The organism is Lysinibacillus sp. NPDC098008 (assembly GCF_044760715.1).
In the GTDB taxonomy this organism is placed as follows: Bacteria; Bacillota; Bacilli; order Bacillales_A; family Planococcaceae; genus Lysinibacillus.
In genome coordinates this window covers 1-23,941 of sequence record NZ_JBIWBA010000013.1, presented here as the reverse complement: position 1 = coordinate 23,941, position 23,941 = coordinate 1, and the positions used below count along the sequence as shown (strand labels likewise).

Below are 23,941 nucleotides of genomic sequence, written 5' to 3'. Positions count from 1 at the left end.
GTTAATTACTAAGCTTCGTCAACAACATTATGAATGTTCTGACTTTTAAATTTGACAAAATATTTTAGTTTTTTTATCAATTTGTCGCTTTAAACTGCTAAATTGCGCTATTTTTAATAATTGTTGACCTTTTTTATCTCCTAAAAATTTTTTATGACAATTTTGCGACAATAGATAATTAAAGAACATATATTTGACTTTCTATAGGTATTTATACTAAAATATTAGTTTGTGTAAAAGCACCGTGGTTCGAGAACCTCCCACGAAAAAAAACTAAGGAGAAATGCATTATGAAGATAAAATTTTTAGCAGCAAGTGGTATTATTGCGGCATTATATATTGCTGTCACAATGCTTGTTGCGCCGTTTGGCTTTACAGAGGTACAGTTCCGCATATCAGAGATTTTTAACCATTTAGTAGCCTTTAATCCACGCTTTGCCGTAGGAATCATTATTGGTGTATTTATTTCCAATCTGTTCTCACCGCTTGGCGTTTACGATTTAGTCTTTGGTGTTGGTCATTCTATCATTACACTTGGACTGTTTATTGTAATCTGTAAATTTGTTAAAAATATATGGGCACGTTTAATTATCAATACATTGTTATTTACATGCACAATGTTTATTATTGCCTTTGAGCTGAATCTAGCTTTAGAGCTTCCATTCTTCTGGACTTGGCTAACTGTTGCAGCAGGCGAGTTTGTTGTGCTAGCCGTTGGAGCCCCAATTATGTATATTTTAAATAAACGCCTTCATTTCGAACATTTGATTTAACAGACGAGTCTTTGTAGATTCGTCTTTTTTTGGCTTGACACTATTCTGAATATACTCTACAATTCTTTCTAAACTAAATGCGAGGAAGAAGAATAGTAGCAAGCATTGTTACTTTAAGAGAGCTGGTGGACGGTGCAAACCAGTAGTACAAACTTGTGAATGGACTTCAGAGCAGCCTTATTAAATGCAAGGCCGAATCACTCCCCGTTATCGGAGTAAAAGCGCGCAAAAAATTGCGAATAAAGGTGGCACCACGGTTACTCGTCCTTTGAATAAGGGATTGGAGTGACTTTTTTTATGGAAAAAAGTGTAGAGGAGTCGAGTAAAGATGAGTACAGTAACAGAAAAGGCAGGATATTTTGGTGAATTCGGTGGAAGCTTTGTACCAGAGGAGCTTCAGCATGTCTTAAATATTTTAGATGAGAACTTCCAGAAATTTAAAGATGATAGTGATTTTAAGCAAGAGCTAGATTATTATTTCCGCGAATATGTAGGGCGTAAATCCCCTCTTTATTTTGCAGAAAATTTAACAAAGCAATTAGGTGGCGCAAAAATTTATTTAAAGCGGGAAGACCTAAATCATACAGGCTCACATAAAATCAACAATGTATTAGGACAAATTTTATTAGCAAAGCGTATGGGGGCAAACCGTGTAATTGCCGAAACAGGCGCTGGTCAGCACGGTGTAGCAACAGCTACAGCTTGTGCTATGTTTGGCATGGATTGCACGATCTATATGGGGCTAGAGGATACAAAACGTCAAGCGTTAAATGTGTTTCGGATGGAGCTGCTTGGTGCAAAGGTTGTGGCTGTCGATAAAGGGCAAGGGCGACTAAAAGATGCGGTAGATGAAGCATTCGCAGATTTAGTAGAAAACTATAAGACAACCTTCTATTTACTAGGCTCTGCGGTTGGGCCACATCCCTTCCCTTCAATGGTGAAGCATTTCCAATCGGTGATTAGTCGGGAAAGTCGCGAGCAAATTTTAGAAAAGGAAGGTAAACTACCAACAGCTGTACTTGCTTGTGTTGGCGGTGGCAGTAATGCAATTGGTTCATTTGCTGAGTATATTGCAGATGAAGCTGTTCGTCTTATCGGTATAGAGCCAGATAAAGCGGCTACATTAAATGAAGGAACACCAGGTACACTGCACGGCTTTAAATGCTTAGTGTTGCAGGATAGCGAAGGTAATCCGCTACCAACCTATTCAATTGCTGCTGGCTTAGATTATCCAGGTGCAGGACCTGAGCATAGCCATTTAAAAACAATTGGACGTGCTGAATATGTTACTGTTTCGAATGAGGAAGTGCTAGAGGCATTTCAGGTGCTTTCAAAGGTTGAGGGGATCATCCCTGCTCTTGAAAGCTCGCATGCTGTAGCGCATGCACTAAAACTAGCCCCAACTTTATCTTCTGAAGAAAGTATTATTATTAATATTTCAGGTCGTGGCGATAAAGATGTGGAGCAAGTTTTCCATATGTTAAATCAATAACTATAGAACAGAGCGACTTCCCGTTAAAGGAAATCGCTCTTTTTTATCCAAATTATGAAATGGCTTTTTTATGCAGTTTAATTTTTAGTTTTTCTAGCATATCTGCAGTCATTCTAGCTAAATCATACTCTGCTTTAAAGCTCCACTCATTTTGAGCTGCTTCGATATTTAAAGAATTTGGCCAGCTATCTGCAATAGCTTGACGTACTGGATCAACATCATACCCCATTGTAAAATGTGGTAAATGCTTTTTAATTTCTGCAGCTAGCTGTGACGGTTCAAAGCTCATCGCTGTAATATTAAATGCATTGCGATGAACTAATTTGCTGCCATCTGCCTCCATTAAATCTACAATCGCCTGCAATGCATCTGGCATATACATCATATCCATATACGTGCCCTCTTGAATATAAGATGTATATTTACCTTGTTCAATGGCTTCATAGAAAATTTCTACCGCATAATCCGTTGTCCCGCCACCTGGAGGTGTTACATAAGAAATTAAGCCAGGGAAGCGTACCCCGCGTGTATCTACACCAAAACGATTAAAATAATAATCACATAATAATTCACCTGCTACTTTATTGACCCCATACATTGTTGTTGGTCGTTGCAGTGTATCTTGTGGTGTATTTTCCTTTGGTGTAGATGGACCAAATGCACCTATTGAGCTTGGCGTGAAAAATTGCATATTTAGCTCGCGCGATACCTCTAAAGCATTCATTAATCCACCCATATTTAAGTTCCAAGCTAATAACGGATTACGCTCAGCAGTAGCGGATAATAATGCCGCTAGATGCATCATCGTATCTGCACCAAAGCCCTTTGCTAAATCATGCATTCTTTGTCCATCTGTCACATCCAATACTTCAAATGGTCCCTTAGTATATTCAAGCTTTCGAATATCTGTAGCAAGCACATTGTCCTCTCCATAAATACTACGAAGTTTTTCTACAAGTTCAGAACCAATTTGACCAAGTGCTCCAGTAACCATAATTTTTTTCATTTCTCAAAACCTCCACATATGAACAAATGTACTTTCCACAAGCACAAAAATATATCCATAAACATTGATTTAATAACAATTCTATTGAAATCAATTATAATGTGTTCGTTTTGAAAATACAACCATTATATTATTAATATCTATAAAAAGAACACACAATCCCTTATCATCTAGTATATGAATACTTAAAAATCTTGTGCTACAAAAAGCTCTAAAATACAATTGTACACTTCAAAAGGACAAATATATATATTTTATTAACAAAATTTGCACGAAAAAAAGAAATCTTCTTTGCAGCTCTTTACAAAGAAAATTTCTTTTCACCTAAGTGTTTATATTGAAAATCGCTTTACTGCTAGTTGTAATACTTTTGAAACTTTACGCAGTTCTTTAATATAATTATGGAATTGCTGCTGGGCTGTTAACTGCTCGGCTGTTAAGGCAGCAACATGCTTTGTTGACTGCGCATTTGTATTGGATAATGATGTTAGCATTACCGCATCCTCACTAACCGTTTTGGTATGATGGGCAATCTCCTGAACAGTGCTAGATACTTCCATTATATAAGGCTTAATTGTATGTACTTTTTCTAAAATTTGCGCAAAGCTTGATGCTGTTTGTCCTGTTACAGCAACCCCCTTTTCAGTAGCTGCTAGCACACCTGCCATCATTTGCACTGCATAATTTGAATCTACATGAATGTTTTGTACAACGGCTGTAATTGTTTGTGTGGACTGGACTGTTTGCTCTGCCAGCTTGCGTACTTCATTTGCTACAACTGCAAAGCCTTTGCCATGCTCCCCTGCTCTAGCAGCCTCAATAGATGCATTTAATGCTAATAAATTTGTTTGCGCTGTTATTTTTTCTATTACTTCTATCATTTGATCAATCGAGGAGGCTCGTTCAACGAGATTCGATATAGCTGTATTGGATTTTTCAACTGCCTGCTTAATTACCTGCATTTGCGTTAAGTTTGCTTGTACAATATCCGTGCCGCTTTCTGCATCTTGAGCTGTTTTGTATGCAAAGCTTTCAACCACCTGAACTTTCTCTAAAATAACTTGAACATCATTTAAAACTTCCTCTAAAGAAGCTGTATTAGATGCCAATTTGCTTGTAGAGGCGGCTGTAGAATCTGATATTGATTGTACATCCTTTGCTATCTTAATAGTTGTTGTGGATGATTGCTCTGAGGAGTCCTGTAATTTCCCTGTCATTTTCTCCACTTCATAAGCACTATCTGTTACTGTATGTAGCAAGCGTTTTACCTCTGTTGTCATTTGATTGTAAGACATTGCAACTTCTCCAAGCTCATCATGGGCAACATAGCTTGCATTTGCTGTGAAATCGCCTTGTTCAGCCCGTTTTAACAATGCCTTCAATTGACGTGTTGGTACATTCACAGCCTTTGTTGCAATTAAACCAATAATAATGACTAGTAGCGCGACCGTTACACATACTCCACCTAATAGCCAATACCCAAACTGCACATCCCTTTGATATGTTTGTTGTTGTGTTTTTGCTCGTTGAACTAAATAGTTCTGTGTTTCTTCTAGTAATGTATGGCTCTCTTGACTAATTGGTAAAAATGACTGTGTATAAAATTGTTCATGCTCATCTTTATGAAGTTGCTGATAGTCTTTCATTAATTCTTCCTGCTGTGCTAGTAAAGATTTATACTTTTTAATTTGATGGCTCATTTTTTTATCTATATCTTGGCTTGCTAAACGCTCTAAAGGCTGATCCATATTTTTCAAAATAGCCACCACTTCTTGATAGGCCCCCTGTGAATCGACCATCCAATCTAATTGACGCTGTGACTCCTCTAGCTCATTAAGCCATCCCATTGGAATAAGCCCTTGTGTATAGCTCTCACTTGCATGCCATGACATTTTCCTTAAATAATCAACGCTAAATATACCTATCAAAATATTCGATAACACACAAACAATCATCAGTATCACTAATTTGTCCTTTACCTTTATAAAACGAAACAAATGCATGATTTTTCGGCTCCTTCTCCAACTCTCACCACTAATCATAGTCTGGATATATAAAGCCAGTGTTATATTTTTGTAAAGACTACGCAAAGAATTAAGAACTTATACCCATCATCTAGGTCATTTACTCTAACATCAAGCAGTGCCATATTTTTTAATTTATTGGTATTCAGCTACTAATATTCGCAACCTTCCACACATTGCCACCGTTTATACTATTAGTGTATATAGGAGGTGTTATATTTGACGCAATTGAAAAGATTGGATGGAAGCTTAGTTGCGGCGCTTCTTCTACTTGGTGGTATTAGCTGCCTTTTTGTCTATTCAAGCAGTACCAATTTTGAGCAATACGCAAGCTCTTTTATCATAAAGCAATTTATATTTTATGGCATTGGGTTTGCAATGATGTTCGCCATATCCTTACTTGATATTGAACAGCTAAAGAAGATTGGTTGGCCGTTTTATGGATTGATTGTCGCACTTACTGCTGGGCTAATTATTGCCCCTGAAAGTATAGCCCGAACAATTAATCAGGCTAAATCATGGTATCAAATACCGTTTTTAGGCTCGCTACAGCCCTCTGAATTTTTAAAATTTGCTTTTTTAATTGTCGTTAGTAAGGTGATTATTGCGCATCAAGAGAAAAATACACGCCCCTCCTATTTAGCAGACCTATGGCTATTAGTAAAAATCGGATTGATTGTCCTTCCTCCCACATTTCTTGTCTATCGGCAGCCTGATACAGGAATGGTGATGCTCTATATGGCAATGATTTTACCAATGATATTCTTTTCAGGTATTCAACGGAAGCTACTTGTTATTTTTACTGCTATTCCCGTAGTAATGCTCAGTACAGTTATTGTACTTTATATAAGATTTAATGAATTTTTTACGGAGAAAATTTTAGGAGCCCTATCTGGACATCAGGTTTCTCGTATTTATGGCTGGCTACAGCCTTATGAGTATGTAGATTCCTCATTCCAAGTACGGCAAGGCTTTTTAGCGATAGGGTCTGGAGAAATGGCTGGAAAGGGTTACTTAAATAATGATGTTTATGTGCCTGAAAAGCACACAGATTTTATTTTCTCAGCGATTGCTGAGGAATTCGGCTTTATTGGTGGAGCATTTGTTATTATTCTTCTATTCTTTGTCATCTATCGAATTGTATTAATTACAGTTGAGGCAAAAGATCCATTTATGACACTAATGGGAGCTGGTATTTCAAGCTTATTAGCCTTCCAAATTACACAAAATATCGGTATGACAATTGGACTTTTACCGGTTACAGGTGTAACATTACCATTTTTAAGCTATGGCGGAAGCTCACTGTTATCAAATTTTATGCTTATCGGCATTGTAATGATTATTCATAAATCTTATAAAGGCTATATGTTTAAGAACTTAGGAGATGACAAGTAAATGAACACAAGAATGCGATTATTGCTACTATTAGCTGGTGGTAGTTTGTTGCTATTAATTCTTCGTCTTGCCTTTCTTATGCTGTAACACAAAAAAGGTTTCTTAAGTGCTAAACCTAAGAAACCTCGCCTTTTAACCAAACCCTACATTCTATTATTCAAAATCTAACTCTTTTTTAGGAAGAATAGGGCTAGACTCCTCTACTGGCTTCACTAATTTTTTCCGCTGTGTCACTAAATAGAAAAACATAACAACAGCAACAACAACACATGTAAATAAAATTTGCGAGCGCATGGAATCAATAAAGAACATTGCAATTAATAATGCAGTTGTAGCTAGTATTGTGAAATACGTTAAATAAGGGAACAACCACATTTTCACCTTTAACAGTTCAGGATTTTCCTTTTCAATTTTTCGTCGCATTTTTAATTGTGAGAAAGCAATAATTAAGTAAAGAATTAATGTAATCGCACTACAAGAGCTTAGTAAAAACATAAATACTTTATCTGGTGATACATAATTCATAATAACGGCAATATAGGAGAAAAATGTTGCTGCTAATATGGCATTCACAGGTGCACCATTTTTATTTAATTTCAAAAATGCTTTTGGTGCTTCCCCTTTCTCTGCTAGAGAAAAGACCATACGTGATGTTGCATAAAGCGCTGAGTTTAAGCATGATAACACAGCTGTTAAAACAACAAAATTCATAATTTGCGCCGCAGCAGGAATGCCAATATAATCTAATACCGCTACATAAGGGCTTGTTAAAATATCTGAAGAATGCCAAGGTAATAATGTTACAACAACAGCGATAGAACCTACATAGAAAATTAAAATACGCCAAGTAATAGAGTTTGTAGCCTTGGTAACAGCTGCTAAAGGCTCATCTGATTCACCAGCAGCAATCGCTACAATTTCTGTTCCCATAAAGGAAAAAATAACAATAACAACACCCATTAAAACAGCGCCAAAGCCATTTGGTAAAAATCCACCTTGTCCAACTAAATTCGTCATACCAACAGCACTAAAATTCGGGGCAATCCCAAAAATAATAAATGCGCCAAGACCTAAGAAGATGATAATACTTGCAACTTTAATAAGAGAGAACCAATACTCAAATTCACCAAAAGCTTTTACAGAAAGAACATTTGTTAACGTCAATGCCACTGTTAATATCATGCTTAATAGCCATAAAGGAACACCGTCATACCAATATTGAATAATGGCTGCCGCTGCGGTTGCCTCTAATGCAATGGCAACAACCCAGAAAAACCAATACAACCAGCCGATCATAAAGCCTGCCCATGGACCAATAGCTTCATGTGCATAATGGGCAAACGATCCACTTGTCGGATTAACAGCCGCCATCTCACCTAGCATACGCATTACTAAAATAACAATAAATCCTGCAAAGACATACGATAAAATTGCGCCTGGACCAGCCAAGTTAATAACTGAGCCACTTCCCATAAATAGCCCAGCACCGATAACCCCGGCAATGGCAATCATTGTCATATGCCGTTTCTTTAATCCTCTTTTTAAATGCGTTTGTTGCTCCATACTTTCACCTCTTCTTCAAGATTGTGTAATCGCTTACATAAAATCTTACATGTTCTTATATGGTTACGTAATAGACAAAATATAAAATGTTAGACACTTGTTTCACACAAAATGTAAAATAGCATATTTTCGCTTATACAAGTAAAAACAACACATTAAACATAAATATTATTCATTATCTTGTCGAATCCAAAAGAAAAACTACGCAGAAAAATGACATTTTCTGCGTAGTTCTATTTTAATATATTAAGAATTGTTGCTTGGGAACGCAAATGTTGATCCCGTATTTTCAGCAGGTGATAACCAGCGCTCTGAAATCGTCTTTGTTTTTGTAAAGAAACGCGCTTGGTCTGGACCAAACATATGTCCTTCACCGAAACGTGAGCCTTTAAAGCCAGCAAAATTATAGTAGCCAACTGGAATTGGGATCGGGACATTGACACCCACCATACCCACATCAATTTCTGTTGTAAACTTGCGAGATGCAAGACCATCATTTGTAAAGATTGTTACACCGTTTGCTAGTTCATGGCTATTAATTAATGTAATCGCCTCTTCTAATGAATCCACACGTACTACATTACGCACAGGACCGAAAACTTCCTGCTCATAAATTTCCATCCCTGGCTTCACATGGTCTAGCAATGTTGGGGCAAGGAAGAAGCCATTTGATTTTTTCGTAATCTCCGCTTCACGGCCGTCACATACAACAACAGCCCCTTCCTGCTCTCCGCGATTAATAGCAGTCAGCACTTGCTCCTTTGATTGCTGTGAAATCACAGGACCATAATCTGTTTCAGGATTTGTATACACGCCTACTTTTAAAGCATCAATTTTTTGCTTTAAAATTGCTACAATGCGCTCGGCAGTATCCTCTCCAACAGCAATTAGCGTAGAAATCGCCATACAGCGCTGTGATGCTGCACCATATGCTGCACCGATAAAGGCACTTGCTACCTGCTCTAAGTCGGCATCTGGCATTACGACCATATTATTTTTACCACCACCAAGTGCTGTCACACGCTTGCCGTATTTCGCACCTGTTTCATAAATATATTTCGCTACAGGTGTAGAGCCTACAAACGAAATCGCTTGAACAGCAGGGTTCTCTAACAGCTCATTAACAGCGTCTTTATCGCCATTTACAACTGTCCAAATACCATCTGGTAAGCCTGCTTGCTTCCATAGCTCACTAACAAATAGAGCTGTCATTGGCACCTTTTCTGATGCTTTTAAAATAACTGCATTCCCAACCGCAATCGCCATACTTGTTTGTGCAAGAGGCACCATAATCGGGAAGTTAAATGGTGAAATAGCTGCTACAACCCCAAGTGGATATTTTGCGGAATAAGCATTAATGCCACCACCAACATTAACAGAGTATTCACCCTTTACTAAATGTGGAGCGCCGATTGCAAGGTCCACTGATTCCAGACCGCGTGTAACCTCTCCCTTTGCATCCTCTACAGTTTTACCGCTCTCTGTACAAATAATTTCGATTAGCTTTTCTTTATTTTCCTCAAGTAGATTGCGGAATTTTAAAACGACTTGTGCACGCCTTGCTACTGATAAATCACGCCAAGCAGGAAAAGCCGCCTGTGCTGTCGCAATTGCATGTTGAGTTTCCTCTTTTGTCGCTAAAGGTACTTTCGCAATCACTTCACCTGTTGATGGATTATAAACATCTCCAAAGCGACCACTTGTACCCGTTACCGCCTCACCATTAATGAAATGTGTCAATTCTTTCACTGAAACTAATTCTGTCATTGTTGAACTCCTCCTAAACTGTTACAAGTGTTTGTAATGGGTTATAAGGCAAGTTATGCGCAATGGCTACTTGCTCATAAACAATTTGACCTTGGTATACATTCAAGCCTAGCGCCAATGGCTTATTTTGTGCAATAGCCGCTTCAACGCCTACATTGGCAAGCAATAATGCATATGGAATTGTATTATTTGTTAAGGCAATTGTAGATGTTCGTGGAACAGCTCCAGGCATGTTACCAACTGCGTAATGAACAACACCATGCTTCACATAAATTGGGTCCTCATGTGTTGTGACACGGTCAGAAGATTCAAAAATACCCCCCTGATCAATTGCCACATCCACTAATACCGAGCCTGGCTGCATTGCCTGAACCATTGCCTCTGTTACTAGCTTCGGTGCTTTTGCTCCTGGGATTAATACCGCCCCAACCACTAAGTCTGCTTCTGCTACTGCTTTCGCAATATTAAATGGATTTGAAATCAATGTTTGAATACTGCGACCAAACTGTGCTTCAAGCTGGCGAAGACGAACAGGATTAATATCTAAAATTGTGACTTGTGCCCCCATACCGATAGCGATTTGTGCTGCATTTTCCCCAGCCATACCGCCACCAATAATCGTTACTTTTCCACGCTCAACGCCAGAAACACCGCCCAATAAAATACCTTTACCGCCATTAATTTTCTCTAAATACTGTGCACCAATTTGCGTAGCCATACGTCCTGCAACCTCACTCATCGGTGATAGCAGTGGTAATGAACGGTCTGGTAATTGTACTGTTTCATAGGCAATTGCCGTAACATTTTTCTCAATCAACGCCTTTGTTAATTCCTCATCTGCCGCTAAATGCAAATAAGTGAATAAAATAAGACCATCACGGAAATATTGGTATTCTGATACAATTGGCTCTTTTACCTTTAATACCATATCAACATTCCATGCTTCACGAGCAGTAGCAACAATCGTAGCGCCTGCTTCTGTATATAACGCATCCGTAAAGCTAGAGCCAGCTCCTGCATTTGTTTCAATAACAACCTCATGTCCAGCCGTTACAAGTGATACCACACCTGCTGGAGTAATTGCGACACGATTTTCTAATACCTTAATTTCTTTTGGAATACCAATACGCATGTTCTTTCCTCCTATTGATGCTGTGCAAAAGCATTTGCCAATGCTTCGACAATTGTATTTTTCTCTTCAATTGTTAACGTAAGTGGTGGTGATAATGTTAGTACATTATTAAAGCCTGCTGTCGTTGTACCATTTTTCCCAATAATGACACCTTGCTTTTTACAAGCAGCAATAATTGCATTTGTATACGAAATATCAACAGGTTTTTTTGTCTGCTTATCTTCAACAAGCTCAATTCCTACTAGTAAGCCTTTACCACGAATATTACCAACATGCGGATGGTTCGCTAAGCGCTCTGTTAGCTCCTCGAATAAAATAGCGCCCATTTCCTCAGAGCGAGTAAATAATTGCTCGCGCTCCATAATTTCAATGTTCTTCAATGCAACGGCACATGCTGCAGGAGAGCCTCCAAATGTATTGACATGGCGTAAAAACTCATAATCACCTGCTGCCATAAATGCTTCATAAATTTCACGCTTTACAGCTGTTGCTGATAGTGGCATATAAGCACTTGTTAAGCCCTTTGCCATTGTAATAATATCAGGCTGCACACCATAGTTTTGGAAACCAAATGCCTTACCTGTACGACCAAAGCCACAAATTACCTCGTCGACAATCATCAATGCGCCATGCTTATCACAAACTTCACGAATGCCCTTTAAATATTGGTCATTTGGTACAAGTACGCCACCACCTGTAATAATTGGCTCCATAATCATTGCTGCAATCGTTTCAGATAGCTCCCATGTCATTGTACGGTCTACCTCTTGAACAGAAGGCAAATCAATTGGATTTTCCGCTTCCTCAGGTGAACGATACATATCAGGCGGTGTTACATGTAAGAAGCCAGGTGCTAATCCTTCATACTTAAATTTACGCTGTGCCTGCCCTGTTGCTGCAAGTGAAGCACTTGTATTACCATGATACGCACGGTAGCGTGAAATGATTTTTGTACGCTCATGCTGCCCTGTTTGCTTATGGTATTGACGAGCAATTTTAAAGGCTACCTCGTTTGCCTCAGAGCCGCTGTTTGAATAGAAAACAACATAGTCGCCACCAAGCAACTCACTAATTTTTTCACTCAATAAAATGGCTGAAGTATGACTATAGGAAAGCGGTGTATAGCAGTTTTGCACAAGCTGATTGTAAGCTGCCTTTGCAATTTCCTCACGACCGTAGCCAACATTGACACACCATAAACCTGCCATCGCATCTAAATAACGGTTGCCATCAATATCTGTTACCCAAACCCCTTCTGATTTTTCGATAATCATTGTATTTTGGGGATTATATGGACTCATTGCATGCCAGACAAATTGTTCATCCTTTGTACGCCAATCGAAATCCGTTGCATTTTTCATATTCATCGTGCCTCCCTGTATTAGTTGGTATGTTTAGTATGCATGAAAGTGGAAGGGCTTTCATTAGTCAAAGTGTAAGATCATTTAGACAAAACATATAACAAAATGGCAAGTCTATAAAAAAGGGGCGTTTCAAATAACATTTGAAACCCCCTTTTCTTGCTATGCTATTCATCAATAAGGCGCAGCATCAGCTCTAACGCTAAGCGCTGATCCCCCTTCATAAAATCCTTGCCAATAATCGATTCAATTTTCTCTAAACGATGGTATAGTGTTTGTCGTACAATAAATAACTCCTGTGCCGTTTCCTTTTTTAAGCCATTCATTTCCAAATATTTCTTTAATGTGCGCACTAGTTGACCATTAAATTGCTGGTCATATTCAAATAAGGGGGACAAATACTGTCTGGCAACATCTAAAAAAACCTTATCCTTCCGCAATTGTAAAAGCATATGCTGTAATGGTAGGTCATCAAAAAAATAGGAAAGGCTTTTATTATGCTTACGAATAAAAATCGTATTTTTCGCCGTTTCATAGCTTCTAAATATATCTTGCGGGCTGTTGACATAATGACCAAAGCCAACAATATTTGGCATATCCTCTTGGCTTTTCTCATTCATTTCCCTTACCACCGCTTCAAGCCGTTCCTTATAGTCATTTTTCCCCCACATATCCGCTATCATAAAAATTAACTCTCGATTTTCTTCAACTGTACATGAAAAAAATCCATGTTTCTCTAAAATATTATGTATAAATAATTTATGGTACGTTAGATTTTGATTTTTATTGAATCTTGTAATATGCTGTATCATCACAATCCATGAACACCTTATTGTTTTAGGCGCATAATCCTCCAAAAATAATTGGATATCTTGCATTGTTAATTCATTGTGCAGCCATTGTGTCAAAATTAAACGATTTTCATTACCCTGCTTTTCATCAATATATAAATCTCTTAATAAATAATTCGCCAAAGCTACACTTGTACGATCTAAAATTAACGTATCCAACTCCGTTAAAATCCGATTGACAGAATAGATATAAATTGTGCCATATTTTTGTTGTAATAAATAAATATCCTTTGATAGAAAATGCTCTGTGTTACTAGACGCTGTCTGCTTTAAACGATGAAATAGTGCTTGTTGTGTATTCGGAATATATAAAGTGTCTTCTCCCTTTAATTCAAAAGCAATCGATACATTTAAATACTTATGCATCCTCATTAACAATTGCTCATAATTTGTTGCATATAACGCAAGCTTATGTAAATCCTGCGCATAGGATTCTAAATGCTGAAGCAGCTCATACTGCTGATTAATCAGCAGTTTATGAATATCTTGTGTAATTTCAACGAATGGTACAATATTTGTAAATGTAATAATAGGAAATTCTAATGCATTCGCACATTGTATAACGCTCTCTGGAATGTGCTCAATATGCTTCCCTAATTCCACGCAAAGACCTGCTGCATCCAATTGAGAAAGCTTTTTTATAAAATCAATAAAAACTTCCTCATCTTGAGCAATTGGAATACCTGTCGTTAAAATTAACTCTCCACCCTTCACAAATGTATCAATATCTAAAGATTCTAATATATGCACCCATTTTACATAGCGTTGAAGACTACCATGTCCTGCAACGACCTTTGTCTTTTCAAAATGCTTTCTCATCATTATTGATTCAATTGTTAATAAAAATTCAGTCATATGATTGTTAGTATTCCTTTCTATCATCTATTTTCAAATGAAGAAAGGCTATCTGCTTTCTTAGCTAAATAGCCTTCTATAATTTATTTTTGAAGAATACCATCATAGAGTGTCGGTCTACGATCATCATAGACAGGGATTCTGCCCCGTACTTCATCAACAATGGAAAAGTCTACATCAATGACAGCTACTTCCTCATCCTCTGCGCCTGTCCATAGTACCTCACCCCATGGCTGAATAATCATTGACTGCCCATTAAAATTTTCTACCTTTTTCGCAATACGATTCACCGCAATAACAAAGCATTGATTTTCAATGGCACGCGCCTGCAGCAATGTTTTCCAATGGTCAATTCGAGGCGTTGGCCATTGTGCAGGCACAAACAGCACCTTCGCCCCCTGCAATGCATGTGCGCGTAGCCATTCAGGGAAACGAATATCGTAGCAAATCACTCCAGCAGCCTCAAGATCACCAAGTGCAAAGCGGTTCATCTCATCTCCCGCCTCTAAATAAAGATGCTCATCCATTAAACGGAAAAGATGTGCCTTGCTATATTCACCGACTAACTCACCATTTTTATCAAATGTATACATTGTATTATAAAATTTCTCGCCTTTTTTTGTTGATACAGAGCCACCAACAATATGTACACCAAGCTCCTTTGATAAATTTGCCAAAAATGCCTTTGTCCGCTCTCCATTCACATCCGCTAGCTCAGGTAGCTTCTCTAATGCATAGCCTGTATTCCACATTTCTGGCAGCACAACAATCTCCGCTCCCTGCTGCACGACCTCACGAATTTTCTCCTCAGCGCGCACAAAATTTTCCTCTACCTTGCCAAAGCCAACATTTAATTGAATACAACCGATTTTCATGCCCATTCCTCCTCTAAATAGATAACTAAATTTTCATAGTTTTCATTATACTATATGTACTTATCTTCCAAGTAACCTATCTACAACTAATCCTAATAAAGACTAGACAATTCACTAAAAAAATAATAGTATTGGCAACATAATTCTTTAACAATTATTATTATATTCTGAAAAAGGTGAACATACATGGAATTTTCTAAAAAGCTTCAACAACTACCTACTCAATTTTTTGCAGCACTTGCACAAAAAGTAAATACTGCGCTTGAGCAAGGGCGCGATATTATTAATCTTGGACAGGGAAATCCTGACCAACCAACGCCTCCTCATATTATTCAGGCATTACAGAAGGCGGCTGAAAACCCTCAGCATCATAAATATTCGCCATTTCGCGGTATCGCTGAATTACGCCAAGCTGCGGCTGACTTTTATCATCGTGAGTATGGTGTGGACATTGATCCTGACACGGAAGTTGCTGTCCTTGGCGGCACAAAAATTGGACTTGTAGAGCTTCCTTTAGCAATATTAAATCCTGGTGACACAATGCTTTTACCAGACCCAGGCTATCCAGACTACTTATCTGGTGTTGCCCTAGCAGATGTAAATTTTGAAGTGATGCCACTTTTTGCTGAAAATGATTTCTTGCCAGATTACCATGTCTTGCCTGAAGACGCAAAGGAAAAAGCAAAATTATTATATTTAAATTATCCAAACAATCCTACAGGCGGTACGGCAACACTTGAATTTTTTGAGGAAACGGTACGCTTTGCTAAAGAGCATAATATTATCGTGTCACATGATTTTGCTTATGGTGCGATCGGCTTCGATAGCTGCAAACCCGTTAGCTTCTTACAGGCAGAGGGCGCAAAAGATGTTGGCATCGAAATGTATACACTATCCAAAACTTATAATATGGCAGGCTGGCGCATAGGCTTTGCAGTTGGCAATGCCGATATAATCGCTGCCATCAATCTTATTCAAGACCATCTATTTTGTAGCCAATTCCCCGCTGTCCAGCAGGCTGCCGCAGTTGCACTGACAGCCTCTCAGACATGTGCCGATGAATTAAGAGCTACCTATGAGCGCCGTCGAAATGTGCTGATTGAAGAAGCTCATCGCATTGGCTGGCAAGTAACTGCACCAAAAGGCTCCTTCTTCGCATGGTTGCCTGTGCCAGTAGGCTATACAAGTGAACAGTTCGCTGACCTGTTGCTTGAAAAAGCAGATATTGCAGTTGCAGCAGGCAATGGCTTTGGACAATACGGCGAAGGCTATATACGCGTTGGCTTACTCGTTAGCGAGGAACGCTTACGCGAAGCTATTCATAGAATTGAACAACTGCAATTATTTAATCGCTAATATCGGTTGTGCCTCTCCTATCCGTCACTTTTGGCGTTCTATTCGGCAACTCCACTCTCCTATCCACTGAACCATCATAAAAGGCTTCCCCATGAGCGAGGAAGCCTTCTTCTTTATTGAATAACACCTAGTTCACGACCAACTTTTTCGTAAATTGCTAATGCATCGTCTAGCATTTCTTTTGTATGCGCGGCTGTTGGCATATTACGCACACGTCCCGTTCCCTTTGGCACTGTTGGGAAAACAATGGATTTTGCATAAACGCCCTCTTCGAATAAGCGTTTTGAAAACTCCTGTGTTAGCTTTTCATCCCCAATAATACATGGTGTAATTGGTGTTTCAGACTCTCCAATATTAAAGCCTAGCTTCTTAAGCCCTGCCTTTAAATAATCGCCATTTTCCCACAGCTTATCGTGTAGCTCTGTAGAGTCAATCAACATTTGAACAGCTGCTGTAATTGCCGCTACATCACCTGGTGGTAGTGCTGTTGAGAATAAAAATGGACGTGAGCGCACCTTTAACCAATCAATTAAGTTTTTCTTCCCTGCTACATAGCCCCCAACAACACCAATTGCTTTTGACAATGTACCAATTTGGAAGTCGATTTCTTTTTCAAGTCCAAAATGCTTTACAGTTCCTTTACCTTTACCCGTTACACCTGAACCGTGTGCATCATCAACATACGTAATTAAATCAAACTCTTTGGCAATTTCCACAATCTCAGGTAATTTAGCAATATCACCATCCATCGAGAACACACCATCTGTAATAACCATAATTTTATTATATAAGCCTGATTCCTTCGCTGCTTTTGCCTTAGCACGTAAATCCTCCATATCAGAGTGATTATATGCAATAATTTTTGCCTTCGATAAACGACAGCCATCAATAATTGAGGCATGGTTTAATTGATCTGAAAGAATCGCATCGTTTTTATCCATTACAGCAGAAATAGCTGCCATATTACAATTAAAGCCTGATTGATAAGAGATTGCCGCTTCTGTTCCTTTAAATTCCGCAAGCTTTTCTTCCAATTTTACATGCAAATCAAGTGTACCGTTAATTGTCCGAACAGCACCTGCGCCAACACCATATTGAGCAATTGTTTCTTTGGCAATACGCTTTAAATCTTCATTTGTTGCTAAGCCAAGATAATTGTTAGAGGATAAGTTTACAAGATTTTTGCCACGTACTTTAATAATTGGGCCGTTTGCTCCCTCTACTGGATCAATTTCATTGTATAAGCCTTGTTCATGTAAGGCTTGTAGGTTTTCATCTAAAAATGCATTTAATACTTTTGACAAGCGTATCATCCTTTCCTAGGAAAACTGTTCTAGCTCCTAGTTTAGCATAAGCCTGTCATTTGCTAAATTATTTTGTTACCCTTTCAAAGAGTGGTGCTGTTTTTTCGCGCCATAAAGATGTTGACAGACAATGATCTAATAATTCGCGAACCTTATATTCTGCCTCTGCATAGCGCTTCGCATAGCCCATCGCATCCTGCATTGCTTCCTTATATTGTGCTCGAACAGCTTCAATATCAGTTTCGGCTTTCTTTGATAACATACAATGCTGACCAATATCAAATATTCGATCACCTAATCGACCATCTTGTGGGTCAAAAACATGAGGCTCTGTACTATCAAAAATACAGAAGTTTAGCTCTGGAATAATCACCATATCCACAGAGCCTGCATCTAAGCCGCACCAAATAATTTGCGCATCAAGCCCTCTTGCATTTGCCTCATTTGCTAAATCCTTCATTAAAGAAGATTTTCCTGTACCAGGCTTGCCTTTAATCATCAGTCTAGTCGTTATATTTTTAGTAATGCTATCCACTGTATTTTCTGCACCTCTAGGCGTTAACGTTCCTAGTAAACGATGCGTACGAGTACCTGCTTTATTCAAGGTGATAGCTTGAAATAGCTCTGTTTTTAAGCTTGCTACTTGTTCATCCAATGCCTGCCAGTTCATACAGCTTTGCGTGATAATCTCCCATTCATCATGAAGCTTAATAGCATGATTCAGTGTAGCAATGCATTTCTCACGCCAGGATAGACGCTCCTGCATCGCAATCGCAAGCCGTTCACCTGCTTTTTCAAGCTGCTCTGCCTCCAAACAGTCATAAAAAGATAGCACACGATGCTTTGTGCCAAGCAATGTCGGTTCAAGAGCCCATTCAGATGCCCATACAAAAAGTCTATTGCAACCCTTTATATAAACAGCCTCTACAGCATCTTCTAATAAAGCATGCTTAAACCATTCAACACTAAAGCCCTGCTTCACATAGAAATAGCCTAGCTCCTTTAAAAGCTCTGACCCTTTAAAGGTTGGTGCACCTTGCAAAAAATAAACAAGCTCCGCCTCTTCCATCAGCTCTTTATATAAATGTTTCACACCTTGCCCAGTCAATGCGTGTCCGAAGTAATACGTCACATTTCCATTCAACCACATTCCTCCTTCGCCATGCATTATATGAAGAAGCACAAAAAAATATGGCAATGCTGATTAAACAACTGCCACTTTGTTAGAATAGAGGAATTAAGAGGCGAAAGAAAAAGGGGATAGCATCACCATCGTTTTAATAAAACAATACTCTCTATTTAAATTCATAAGGCTATCTAAAAAGTCTATTTTCAGCGACTTTTTAGATAGCCTTGTTTTATTTAAAACCAAATATCACTTACTTGGTGACCATAGGCTATTGGGTCTGTTGGATCAATACCATAATCCATTATGCCAGTAATCCATGCCTGCCCTGCTATAACTGGGATTATTGCTTCTTTTTGAGCAATCGTTGTCCTACGCTCAATATAGCTTTTAAATTTCGTTCCTGTTAATGACTCATTAATAAATAGCTCTTTTTCCTTTATTAAGCCTTTTGCAGCCATCACAGCTAATCGAGCACTAGTACCAGTTCCACATGGTGAACGATCGAGTCTTCCATGGAGAACAACCGTACCATTTTTACTTTCAATACCATTATCCGTACGATGAAGTGGACCTTCAAATATAATATTCGATACACTACGAATCTTGCTATTTTCAGGATGTACAATCTCTAATTGCTCATTTACAGCTTTTTTAACCTTTTGCCCTACTAAACACATATCATGTGCTTCATCTGGCGTTAAATGGAAGCCTAATTTCTCAGCATGAACATGCGCAAACATCATACCGCCATAGGATGTATCCACTTGAATTGTTCCAACCCCCGCTACCTCTATTTCCTGATTTAAATGAATTGGGAAAGTAGGGACATTGGTAAATTCCACCTGCTTTACCTTGCCATTTGCACACATACATCTTACACGAATAAGTCCTCCAGGTGCTTCTAATACCAGGTCAGTAATAGGCTCTTGCATTGGTATTATGCCTGTTTCCAGTAAAACTGTTGCCACACACATTGTATTAGAGCCTGACATTGGCGGATATTCCGTAGTTTCCATGATAATGTATCCCATTTGTGCTTCTGGATGACATGGCGGGACTAAAATATTGGCATTATGGAATGGACCACCACGTGGCTCAAACAGCATCATCGTTCGAATCTCGTCCATATGTTGCTCCATATATTCTTTTTTATCAAACATCGTATCGCCAGGGATATGAGGCATCCCACCAACTATAACATTGCCAACTTCTCCCTCTGCATGTGCACCAACAACACTAATTTTACGTGACCAGTTCATATCATCCATCCTAAAATTATACTCATCTAATTTTATTATTCTAAATTTTCTTATCAACTTACATGCTGTCATATTTATACGGCAAATATTTTTACAGTTCCTTCTGAATTTAGAATGCACAAACTATCTAATATGAAACTAGGCAACCATTTAACGATAAACAGTTCCTCTTCTATTAATATTGAATATATTTATATTTATTATTTTTAATAATAATCTCCTCCACCACCATATTATTCCTTTCTATCGTATTTTCAATAATAATATCTGCTACATCATCTGGGTCCATATAGCTTTCCTCTGCCTTAGCACCATCCCATAATTCTGTTTTCATATTTCCCATATATGCCCCAAATACTTTAACTTTTGTCTGCTCTAGCTCAAGCGCTAAGCTTTCAGTAAATCCTCGCGCACCAAACTTACTGGCACTATAAACGGACTCATTTATTTTCCCTCTTTTTCCTGATAAAGAAATAATATTGATGATGCAACCCTGATCTCTTTTCTTCATATCCTTTACTACTTCTTGCGTGCAAAAAATCGTACCTTTTAAATTAATGTCGATCATTTGATGAATAGCTTGTTCACTTATATGTTCAGCGCTATCAAAATCCCCTACACCAGCATTATTGATGAATACATCAATTTGCCCAACTTCCTGCTTAATGGCTTGCATCACTTTACTCACATCGCTCTTTGAAGAAACATCCACTTCATAAATAGCGTAACGATGCTCAAATGATTGTGCTGTTTTCAAAAGCTTCGTTCGCGTACGTCCTAGCAAACATACGTAATATCCCAATTCATAATATTTCTTGGCTAAGGAGGCACCTAAGCCACTTCCAGCTCCTGTAATAGCTACTACTCTCGTATCCATCTAAAAGCTACCTCCAATCATTTTTATCATAGAATATTCAAATATCTTCTGTAAGAATAATCTATTTATGAAAACCTCGCATTAGACACTGTGCCTAAAATTTAAGGTTCCTTATTGACATTCGCCCAAATAACATTTATTTTTGAGAAATAATATATTGAACGGTGCTAGTCATTAATTCTTCTAAATCCCCTATTCTTCACACAACTGACACAAAGTTAAAAATATCGCTTCAAAGAACATTACACTCTGTCTAAATCAAACAATCTCTCTTTCCTATATACTGAACACAATATTCTGATTTTTCGAAAATTATCAAGGGGTGATCGTGTATATGTTAGAAATTGTTAACGCTATAAACGGGGTCGTTTGGGGTAATGCGCTAATCTTTCTATTTTTAGCGGCAGGGCTTATATTTACAATTTTAATGAGGTTTGTACAAATAAGAAGGCTGAAGGACATGGTAACATTACTTTTTGAAAAAAATGATGATAATGCTGGGATTTCCTCTTTTCAAGCATTAGCGATGTCATTAGGAAGCCGAGTTGGTACTGGTAATATCGTAGGGGTAGCACTCGCGATTAGTTTAGGGGGACCTGGGGCAGTCTTTTGGATGTGGGTTACAGGGTTTTTAGGAAGTGCTACTTCATTTATTGAAATTACATTAACACAAGTTTATAAAAGTAAAATAAATGGGGAATATCGTGGGGGAGTGCCTTACTATATTCATAAAGGCTTAAATATGAAATGGCTAGCTATTGCCTCTGCTATCATTTTAACAGTTGCCATTGGGATTCTTTGGCCAACGACACAGGCAAATACAATTGCTTTAACTGTTCAAAGCACATTTAATATTTCGCCATTAATTACAGGAATTTTATTAGCAATCTTAATTGCTGTCATTATTTTCGGTGGTGTTAAACGTATTGCTACAGTATCTGAATTTCTCGTACCATTTATGGCTTTTGGCTATATTTTAATTTGCTTAATTATTTTAGCCTTCAATATTTCTGAAATTCCAGCAATGTTTTCGCTTATTATTTCAAGCGCTTTCAATTTGAATGCTACATTTAGTGGTCTTTTAGGTCTTGCTATTGCTAAAGGGGTTCAGCGTGGCGTATTCTCTAATGCGGCTGGTCTTGGTTCTGAAACATTTGAATCAGGTGCGGCTAATGTTTCACATCCTGCAAAGCAAGGTTTAGTGCAAGCGTTTTCAGTTTATCTTGATACACTATTAATTTGTACAGCAACTGCATTTATGATTTTAATTACGGGCATGTATAATGTTACTGGCGCAGACGGCACAGCAATCGTTTCAAGCTTACCGAATGCTGGACCTGAGCTATATACGCAATTTGCCATATCAACGGTTATCGGCTCTTTTGGTAAATATTTTATGACAGCATCTTTATTCCTATTCTGCTTTACAACATTAATCACGTACTTCTATAAAATGGATACAAATCTCGTATATCTAAAGAGCACACTTTCTATTAAAGGAAATTCTTTAGACTATATCGCTAAATTCGGCTTCCTATTTATGGTCGTATTTGGCTCTGTTAATTCAGCTGCATTAATTTGGGGACTTGCTGATTTAGGTGTAGGCTTAATGGGCTGGGTTAATATGATCGCAATCGTGCTACTTGCTAAAACGGCAATAAAAGTGCTCAAAGATTATGAGCAACAAAAGAAAAATGGAGAAAACCCTATTTTCCGTCCAAATTTACTAAATATTAAAAATGCTGATTATTGGGAAGAACTAGAGCAAACAAGAACGGTAGAACAACAAGAACCCGAAAATATTAAACGTGAAAAAGTGCCATTGATATAATAAAAAAATCTTCTTCAAAGAAGCTATGGATAGCTTCTTTGAAGAAGATTTACTATTGTGATAAGCGGCTAATCGTCAATTTCAAGTAATTTTCTTTTTTGAATACTTCCAGTCATACCCGATTGCATTTAAAAAGTCTAATGCTACTAGTGCTGTTTCCAATACGGTTTTCTTTGGAAATTCATCGAAATCTTCACCAATTAACTCCTTCATTCTTTCTAAACGGTAATATAAAGATTGTCTAACAATATGAAGAGCTGTGGCTGTCACTTTTTTTGAGCAATTATTATAAAGGTATACTCGTAACGTTTCAATTAAATTAGAGTTAAATTGATAGTCATAATCAATGACAGGTCCTAAATGATCGATCACATAATCTTCTAATATCCCTTTTTCATATAAAGGATAAATTAATCGATAAATATAAATATCTTGATAAAATAAAAGTGTTTGTTTATACATTGTATTATGGAAAAACATCACTTCATTTGCAGTTTTATAGGCTAAAGATAATTTATATAACGATTGAGCTGGACGACCTATTGCAAGCTTTAAGGCTTGCTGCTTCTTTTTAAAATACTCCTCTACTCTCTCCAAAATAACTACAATATCTGCTCTATTGCAGCTTTTATAGGTAAATAAAATACATGTGAGCTGATGATTATAGATAAATGGTAATAAATCAATTCCTATAACCTTGAATTGCGATTTTAAAAATATTGATAAATACTTAAATTCATCTTTCAAAAATTGATTATCTGGACAATCAATTATCATCACAATAAATTCAGCAATATCCTTATCCAAATTTAGCTTTTTTAGATTAATCATTAATTGATCTGCACCGATTGTTCCTAGTATCCAATTCTTGATCCAATCTGGTGCTTCCATCTGATGGTCATTCGAATAAATATCTCGGAAAATAAGCTGCCCTAAAGTTTGCACAGTTCTTTTAACAATTGAGCTGTCCATTTCAGATAATTCATCTAATGAGCCATCTATATATAAGGTGATTAACTTTTAGACTTACACTCTTTTTCTTCGTTTTCCTGTATACTATTCTTAATAGATATGAAACGGAGAAAAATGAT

18 protein-coding genes, 1 riboswitch and 1 other annotated feature are annotated in these 23,941 nt (G+C 37.7%); of the genes, 5 read left to right on the top strand and 13 right to left on the bottom strand.

Annotated elements, in window-relative coordinates; all coding sequences use genetic code 11:
• The first annotated feature begins 238 nt into the window (after positions 1–238).
• A riboswitch (PreQ1 riboswitch) is annotated at positions 239–283 on the top strand.
• A 7-nt stretch (positions 284–290) separates the two neighbouring features.
• The gene (locus ACIQVU_RS12120) at positions 291–773 is read left to right on the top strand and encodes a QueT transporter family protein (RefSeq protein ID WP_340804197.1); all 483 of its coding nucleotides are present in this window, start codon (positions 291–293) and stop codon (positions 771–773) included.
• A gap of 73 nt (positions 774–846) precedes the next feature.
• Positions 847–1,045: a binding site (T-box leader), on the top strand.
• Between the two features lie 56 nt (positions 1,046–1,101).
• Positions 1,102–2,265, top strand: coding sequence for a tryptophan synthase subunit beta (gene trpB, locus ACIQVU_RS12115; protein ID WP_340804195.1), 1,164 nt, complete (start codon positions 1,102–1,104; stop codon positions 2,263–2,265).
• A gap of 52 nt (positions 2,266–2,317) precedes the next feature.
• Here the strand turns inward: trpB and ACIQVU_RS12110 are convergent, their stop codons facing one another.
• Both ACIQVU_RS12110 and ACIQVU_RS12105 read right to left on the bottom strand, forming a co-directional pair.
• Positions 2,318–3,271 carry an L-threonine 3-dehydrogenase gene (locus tag ACIQVU_RS12110; protein WP_340804193.1) on the bottom strand — a complete coding sequence of 318 codons (954 nt, stop codon included), beginning with the start codon at positions 3,269–3,271 and terminating at the stop codon, positions 2,318–2,320.
• Positions 3,272–3,603: 332 nt separating this feature from the next.
• The gene (locus tag ACIQVU_RS12105) at positions 3,604–5,274 is read right to left on the bottom strand and encodes a HAMP domain-containing methyl-accepting chemotaxis protein (RefSeq protein ID WP_340804192.1); all 1,671 of its coding nucleotides are present in this window, start codon (positions 5,272–5,274) and stop codon (positions 3,604–3,606) included.
• 240 nt (positions 5,275–5,514) lie between these two features.
• Between ACIQVU_RS12105 and ACIQVU_RS12100 the strand changes: the two genes are divergently transcribed.
• Positions 5,515–6,690, top strand: coding sequence for an FtsW/RodA/SpoVE family cell cycle protein (locus ACIQVU_RS12100; RefSeq protein WP_402895718.1), 1,176 nt, complete (start codon positions 5,515–5,517; stop codon positions 6,688–6,690).
• Between the two features lie 153 nt (positions 6,691–6,843).
• On the opposite strand, the gene ACIQVU_RS12095 is transcribed toward ACIQVU_RS12100, so the two are convergent.
• The 6 genes from ACIQVU_RS12095 to ACIQVU_RS12070 all read right to left on the bottom strand — a co-directional run bounded on the left by ACIQVU_RS12095 (position 6,844) and on the right by ACIQVU_RS12070 (position 15,094).
• Positions 6,844–8,253, bottom strand: coding sequence for an amino acid permease (locus ACIQVU_RS12095; protein WP_340804190.1), 1,410 nt, complete (start codon positions 8,251–8,253; stop codon positions 6,844–6,846).
• Positions 8,254–8,499: 246 nt separating this feature from the next.
• Positions 8,500–10,020 carry a CoA-acylating methylmalonate-semialdehyde dehydrogenase gene (locus ACIQVU_RS12090; RefSeq protein WP_340804188.1) on the bottom strand — a complete coding sequence of 507 codons (1,521 nt, stop codon included), beginning with the start codon at positions 10,018–10,020 and terminating at the stop codon, positions 8,500–8,502.
• A gap of 13 nt (positions 10,021–10,033) precedes the next feature.
• Positions 10,034–11,152 (bottom strand): alanine dehydrogenase, encoded by a 1,119-nt coding sequence (ald, locus tag ACIQVU_RS12085; protein WP_402895715.1) that lies wholly within the window; start codon positions 11,150–11,152, stop codon positions 10,034–10,036.
• A gap of 11 nt (positions 11,153–11,163) precedes the next feature.
• Positions 11,164–12,513, bottom strand: a complete 1,350-nt coding sequence (locus tag ACIQVU_RS12080; RefSeq protein WP_402895713.1) for an aspartate aminotransferase family protein — start codon at positions 12,511–12,513, stop codon at positions 11,164–11,166.
• Between the two features lie 167 nt (positions 12,514–12,680).
• Complete coding sequence (locus tag ACIQVU_RS12075; protein WP_340804183.1) at positions 12,681–14,219, bottom strand: PucR family transcriptional regulator; 1,539 nt, start codon at positions 14,217–14,219, stop codon at positions 12,681–12,683.
• An 83-nt stretch (positions 14,220–14,302) separates the two neighbouring features.
• Positions 14,303–15,094, bottom strand: a complete 792-nt coding sequence (locus ACIQVU_RS12070) for a carbon-nitrogen family hydrolase (RefSeq protein ID WP_340804182.1) — start codon at positions 15,092–15,094, stop codon at positions 14,303–14,305.
• Positions 15,095–15,280: 186 nt separating this feature from the next.
• Between ACIQVU_RS12070 and ACIQVU_RS12065 the strand changes: the two genes are divergently transcribed.
• Complete coding sequence (locus ACIQVU_RS12065; RefSeq protein WP_340804181.1) at positions 15,281–16,450, top strand: pyridoxal phosphate-dependent aminotransferase; 1,170 nt, start codon at positions 15,281–15,283, stop codon at positions 16,448–16,450.
• Positions 16,451–16,563: 113 nt separating this feature from the next.
• Here ACIQVU_RS12065 and ACIQVU_RS12060 read toward each other — a convergent pair whose 3' ends face one another.
• From ACIQVU_RS12060 to ACIQVU_RS12045, 4 genes are all read right to left on the bottom strand, one after another.
• Positions 16,564–17,763: a glycine C-acetyltransferase gene (locus tag ACIQVU_RS12060; RefSeq protein WP_402895710.1), complete on the bottom strand. Its 1,200-nt coding sequence runs from the start codon at positions 17,761–17,763 to the stop codon at positions 16,564–16,566.
• Positions 17,764–17,821: 58 nt separating this feature from the next.
• Positions 17,822–18,904: a nucleotide kinase gene (locus ACIQVU_RS12055; RefSeq protein ID WP_402895708.1), complete on the bottom strand. Its 1,083-nt coding sequence runs from the start codon at positions 18,902–18,904 to the stop codon at positions 17,822–17,824.
• 212 nt (positions 18,905–19,116) lie between these two features.
• Positions 19,117–20,142 (bottom strand): proline racemase family protein, encoded by a 1,026-nt coding sequence (locus tag ACIQVU_RS12050; RefSeq protein WP_402895705.1) that lies wholly within the window; start codon positions 20,140–20,142, stop codon positions 19,117–19,119.
• A 175-nt stretch (positions 20,143–20,317) separates the two neighbouring features.
• On the bottom strand, positions 20,318–21,019 hold the full coding sequence (locus ACIQVU_RS12045; RefSeq protein WP_402895702.1) for an SDR family oxidoreductase: 702 nt from the start codon (positions 21,017–21,019) through the stop codon (positions 20,318–20,320).
• Positions 21,020–21,353: 334 nt separating this feature from the next.
• Between ACIQVU_RS12045 and ACIQVU_RS12040 the strand changes: the two genes are divergently transcribed.
• Positions 21,354–22,850: an alanine/glycine:cation symporter family protein gene (locus ACIQVU_RS12040; protein ID WP_340804176.1), complete on the top strand. Its 1,497-nt coding sequence runs from the start codon at positions 21,354–21,356 to the stop codon at positions 22,848–22,850.
• 81 nt (positions 22,851–22,931) lie between these two features.
• On the opposite strand, the gene ACIQVU_RS12035 is transcribed toward ACIQVU_RS12040, so the two are convergent.
• Complete coding sequence (locus tag ACIQVU_RS12035) at positions 22,932–23,822, bottom strand: PucR family transcriptional regulator (RefSeq protein ID WP_340804175.1); 891 nt, start codon at positions 23,820–23,822, stop codon at positions 22,932–22,934.
• Positions 23,823–23,941: the final 119 nt, after the last annotated feature.